Source organism: Phenylobacterium sp., from assembly GCF_036263695.1.
GTDB lineage: Bacteria > Pseudomonadota > Alphaproteobacteria > Caulobacterales > Caulobacteraceae > Phenylobacterium.
Genome location: NZ_DATAGM010000334.1, coordinates 1 through 4603 on the forward strand (window position 1 = coordinate 1; position 4603 = coordinate 4603).

Consider the following 4603-nt stretch of genomic DNA (forward strand, 5'->3'; position numbering starts at 1 on the left):
GCGGCGAGAGCCGTCAGACCATCGGGGTGGTGATCTTCTTCGGGGCCATCTTCACGACCCTGCTGACGCTATTCATCGTGCCGGTGTTCTACAACGTGCTGGCCCGCTACACCCGCTCGCCGCTTTACACCGCCCGCCGCATTCAGGCTTTCGAGCAGGGCGAGGAAGCGCGCGTCGCCAACGCCGCCGAGTAGCCGAAGAGGCGCCTTCCCCTGCGAGCAGGGGAAGGCGAGGTCATCATGGGCTGTCTTGCGGACGGGCTGGGGGATCGCCTCGTCCGCGGGGGGAAGGGACTCCGCGTGCTCCGGGTCCCGGCCGCCGGATGTCCGGCTGGCGTAACGATGATCGCCTAGCCCGCCGCGCGCGTCAAGGTTGCAGACGCGTATCGGTTGTGCCCAATTTGGGCGCCCCCGGCTACTGCGCTTTGTAGCCGGACTCCACCATCAGATAGGCGATCAGGTCGGTGCGGTCCTTCGGCTCCTTGAGGCCAACGAAGGTCATCTTGTTGCCGGGCAGGAACTCCTGAGGCTTGGCGAGCCACTGGTCGAGCGGCTCGGGCGACCAGACGATGTTCGAGGCCTTCAGCGCGTCGGAGTAATTGTAGCCTTCCACCGAAGCGGCCTTGCGCCCGAACACGCCATGCAGATTGGGGCCGGTCATGTTGGGCGCGCCCGGCTCGATGGTGTGGCAGGAGCGGCATAGGCCGAACTTCTTGCGCCCGTTCTCGATGTCGGCGGCGTTGTAGGGGGCGGGCAGGGCTGCGAGCGCGGCTTTGATGGCCTCGGGGTCCTTGGGAACCGCGGCGGCGGGCGCGCTGGCGGCCGGCTCGGAGGCGCTCTCGTTCCCGCCGCCCTGATTGCAGGCGGCCAGCGCGGCGCAGGCGGCGGCGAGGAGCAGCGGGCGAAGTTGCATGAGGTCTCCTGAACATATCCCCGTGGCGCCGGCTGCAGGGCTCGAACCCGCGACCTTCGCTTTACAAAAGCGCTGCTCTACCAACTGAGCTAAGCCGGCGTTGCGCCACCTTTTGGCCGCGCAGGGCGCCGAGTGCAAGGCGGATGGCGAGGAGGATCGCGATGAGGTTCGACGAATACCGGCGGCACGACGCACTGGGGCTGGCGCAGCTGGTCGCCAAGCGTGAGGTGTCGGCCGACGAGCTGATGGCGACGGCCATGGCCCGGCTGGAAGAGGTCAATCCGAAGATCAACGCAGTGACCCAGACGTTCGCCCCGCGCGGGGGCGGGGATGGGCCGCTTTTAGGTGCGCCCTTCCTTCTGAAGGACCTGGGCGCGCAGCTGTCGGGCACGCGGACGACCGGCGGCTCGGCGCTGTTCAAGGACAGCGTGGCCGCCCAGGACAGCGCCATCGTGAAGGCCTACCTGGCGGCGGGACTCGCCATCTTCGGCAAGACCAACACGCCCGAGTTCGGGCTGATGCCGGTGACGGAGCCCGCGCTGTTCGGGCCGAGCCGCAATCCCTGGGACCTGACGCGCACGCCGGGCGGCTCGTCCGGCGGGGCCTCGGCGGCGGTGGCGGCGGGCATTGTGCCGGCGGCCCACGCCAGCGACGGCGGCGGCTCGATCCGGGTGCCGGCCCACGCCTGCGGCCTCTTCGGCCTGAAGCCGTCCCGGGGGCGGGTCTCGTTCGCGCCGCTGGGCGAGGGCTGGGGCGGCGCCTCTATGCAGCATGCGGTGACGCGGTCGGTGCGGGACTCGGCGGCCCTGCTGGACGTGGTCTGTCGGCCGCAGGTCGGCGACCCGTACTTCCTGGCGCCGCCTGAGCGGCCGTTCGTGGAGGAGGTGGGGCGCGACCCAGGTAAGCTGCGGATCGCCTTCACGACCCAGGGGATCGCCGCGCCGTCGATCGATCCGGAATGCCAGGCGTCGGTGCGGGACGCGGCGGAGCTGTGCGCCTCGCTGGGCCACGATGTGGAAGAGGCGGCGATCCCGGGCGACCTGCAGGCGTTGGCGAGGGCCGCGGGCCAGGTGATCGCGGCCAGCACCGCGGCCATGCTGGACGCCGAGGCCGAGCGGCGCGGCCGGCCCATCGAGGCGCACGAGCTGGAGCCCGGCACCTTCGCCATGTACCGCAACACCGACGTCAGCGGGTCGGCCTATGTGCGGGCGATCCAGACGGTGCACGCAGTGACCCGGCAGGTGGCGGCGCTGTTCGAGCGGTTCGACGTGCTGCTGCTGTCCACGGCTGGGCGGCCGGCGCCGCCGGTCGGCTGGCTGATGGAAGAGCCCGGCGCGTTCCGGGAACGGCTATTCGCCTTCATGACCAACACCCAGCTGTTCAACAACACCGGCCAGCCGGCGATGAGCGTGCCGCTGGCCTGGAGCGCCGAGGGGCTGCCGATCGGGATCCAGTTCGTCGGGCCGATGGGCGAGGAGGCGCGGCTGTTCCGGCTCGCCGGCCAGCTGGAGCAGGCGCGGCCGTGGTTCGATCGCGTGGCGCCGCTGTAGCGTCTTCCTTTCCCATGGAATGGGAAAGGAAGGGGGTCACGTCAGGCGTTTGCGCGTCTGCGCCAGGTAGGCCGCAATGACCCCCGTCGCGACGAGGCCGATCAGCAGCGTCGAGATGGCGTTGATCTCGGGGGTCACGCCGAGGCGGACGGCGCTGTAGATGCGCATCGGCAGGGTGGTGGCGCCGGGGCCGGAGGTGAAGGAGGCGATCACCAGGTCGTCGAGGGAGAGGGTGAAGGCCAGCATCCAGGCTGCCGCCACGGCCGGGGCGATGATCGGCAGGGTGATGGTCAGGAACGCGCGCCAGGGCGGGCAGCCCAGGTCCTGGGCGGCCTCCTCCAGGCTGCGGTCGAAGCTTGAGAGACGGGCCTGGATCACCACGGTGGCGTAGCAGAGGGTCAGCGTCGTGTGGGCGGCGGCGACGGTCCAGAAGCCGCGCGGCGCGCCCACCGCGACGAACAGCAGCAGCAGGGAGAGGCCCAGGATCACTTCAGGGGTGACCAGCGGGGCGTACACGGCGCCGGAGAAGACGGTGCGGCCGATGAAACGGCCGCCGCGGACCAGGGCGATAGCGGCGAGGGTTCCGAGGACGGTGGCGACGGTCGCCGAGAGGGCGGCGATGCGGACGGTGATCCAGACAGCCTCGAGCAGCTGTTCGTTGCGGGCGAGCTCGCCGTACCACCGCAGGGAGAAGCCGCCCCAGACGGTGACCAGCCGGCTCTCATTGAAGGAGTAGACGATCAGCAGGACGATGGGCGCGTAGAGGAAGAGAAGGCCCAGACCCACCGAGACGAGGTTGAAGAGGGACGGGCCGCGCCTCATCGACGCTCTCCGAAGATCTTGCTCTGTTGGCGCTGGTAAAGGGTGATGGGGACGATCAGGGTTGCGATCAGGACGACGGCGACGGCCGAGGCGGCCGGCCAGTCGCGGTTGGCGAAGAACTCGGTCCAGATCACCTTGCCGAGCATCAGGGTCTCTGAGCCGCCGAGCAGGTCGGGAATCACGAACTCGCCGACCATCGGGATGAAGCAGAGCAGGGCGCCGGCGGCGACGCCGGGCAGCGACATGGGAAATGTCACCCGCCAGAAGGCCTGGATCGGCGTGCAGCCCAGGTCGGCGGCCGCCTCCAGCAGTTCGGCCGGCTGGCGCTCCAGCACCGCGTAGAGCGGCAGCACCATAAACGGCAGGTAGGCGTAGACGAGGCCGATGTGGACGGCGGCCTCGGTGTTGAGGAGGTTGAGCGGGCCCACGCCCAGCGGCTCCAGCGCTGCGTTCAGCAGGCCGGCGGGCTTGAGGATGGCGATCCAGGCGTAGACCCGGATCAGGAAGCTCGTCCAGAACGGCAGGATGACCGCCAGCACCAGCGCCTGGCGCGCCCCGGGCGGGCAGCGGGCCATGCCGTAGGCGATGGGATAGCCGATGAGCAGCAGGATCCCCGTCGAGATCGCCGCGATGCGCAGGCTCGACAGGTAGGCGGAGAGGTAGAGGCGGTCCTCGCCGAGGCGGCGGTAGGTCTCCAGATCGAGGGCCGCGAAGAACGCCCGCAGGCTGTCCAGGCCGCGCTGAAGGTCTAGGTGCGGGGCGTATGGCGGCACGGCCAGGGCGATGTCCGAGAGGGACAGCTTGGCGACCAGCAGGAAGGGGAAGAGGAAGAAGACGCCAAGCCAAAGGAGGGGCGCGAGCGCCGCACGGCCGAAGCGGTCCTTTCGGCTCACCGGGTCAGCACCACGGCCGCGTCGGGCGCGAAGGTGAGCCAGACCGGATCGGCCCAGCCCACCGGCCGCTCCACCAGGCGGGCGCTGTTGGCGCGGGCGGCGCGCACCGTGCGGCCGCCCTCCAGCTCGACGACATAGGTGGTCCAGTCACCCAGGTAGCCGATGTCGGCGACCTTGCCGGCCAGCCGGTTGGGCCCATCCGGCGGCGGGTCGAGGTGGAGGACCATCTTCTCGGGGCGAACGGCCAGGCAGAGCTTGCCGGTGAGCGGCACGCCCCCGTCGACCCGCGCGGCTAGGCCGCCGGGGCAGTCGGGACTGGCGAACAGGGCGGTGTCGCCGCTCGTGCTGCTGGCGAGGCCCTCGAACAGGTTCACGTCGCCGATGAAGTCGGCCACGTAGCGGCTGGCTGGCGCCTCGTAGATCTCG

General features: G+C 70.3%; 6 protein-coding genes and 1 tRNA gene. 2 read left to right on the forward strand and 5 right to left on the reverse strand.

Going from position 1 to position 4603, the window contains the following annotated elements:
- The coding region (locus VHK87_RS13540; RefSeq protein ID WP_329635421.1) for a hypothetical protein at positions 1-194 on the forward strand (194 nt) is incomplete at its 5' end.
- 220 nt (positions 195-414) lie between these two features.
- On the opposite strand, the gene VHK87_RS13545 is transcribed toward VHK87_RS13540, so the two are convergent.
- Positions 415-912 carry a cytochrome c family protein gene (locus VHK87_RS13545; RefSeq protein WP_329635422.1) on the reverse strand — a complete coding sequence of 166 codons (498 nt, stop codon included), beginning with the start codon at positions 910-912 and terminating at the stop codon, positions 415-417.
- A 23-nt stretch (positions 913-935) separates the two neighbouring features.
- A tRNA-Thr gene (locus VHK87_RS13550) sits at positions 936-1011 on the reverse strand.
- A 62-nt stretch (positions 1012-1073) separates the two neighbouring features.
- Here VHK87_RS13550 and VHK87_RS13555 point away from each other — a divergent pair.
- Complete coding sequence (locus VHK87_RS13555) at positions 1074-2462, forward strand: amidase (protein WP_329635423.1); 1389 nt, start codon at positions 1074-1076, stop codon at positions 2460-2462.
- Positions 2463-2498: 36 nt separating this feature from the next.
- Here VHK87_RS13555 and VHK87_RS13560 read toward each other — a convergent pair whose 3' ends face one another.
- The 3 genes from VHK87_RS13560 to VHK87_RS13570 form a co-directional block, all read right to left on the reverse strand.
- Positions 2499-3284 carry an ABC transporter permease gene (locus VHK87_RS13560; protein ID WP_329635424.1) on the reverse strand — a complete coding sequence of 262 codons (786 nt, stop codon included), beginning with the start codon at positions 3282-3284 and terminating at the stop codon, positions 2499-2501.
- Positions 3281-4177, reverse strand: a complete 897-nt coding sequence (locus VHK87_RS13565; protein ID WP_329635425.1) for an ABC transporter permease — start codon at positions 4175-4177, stop codon at positions 3281-3283. The genes VHK87_RS13560 and VHK87_RS13565 overlap by 4 nt, the downstream gene beginning before the upstream one ends.
- Positions 4174-4603 (reverse strand): TOBE domain-containing protein (locus VHK87_RS13570; RefSeq protein ID WP_329635426.1); only part of this gene is annotated, 430 nt, incomplete at its 5' end. The genes VHK87_RS13570 and VHK87_RS13565, both read right to left, overlap by 4 nt.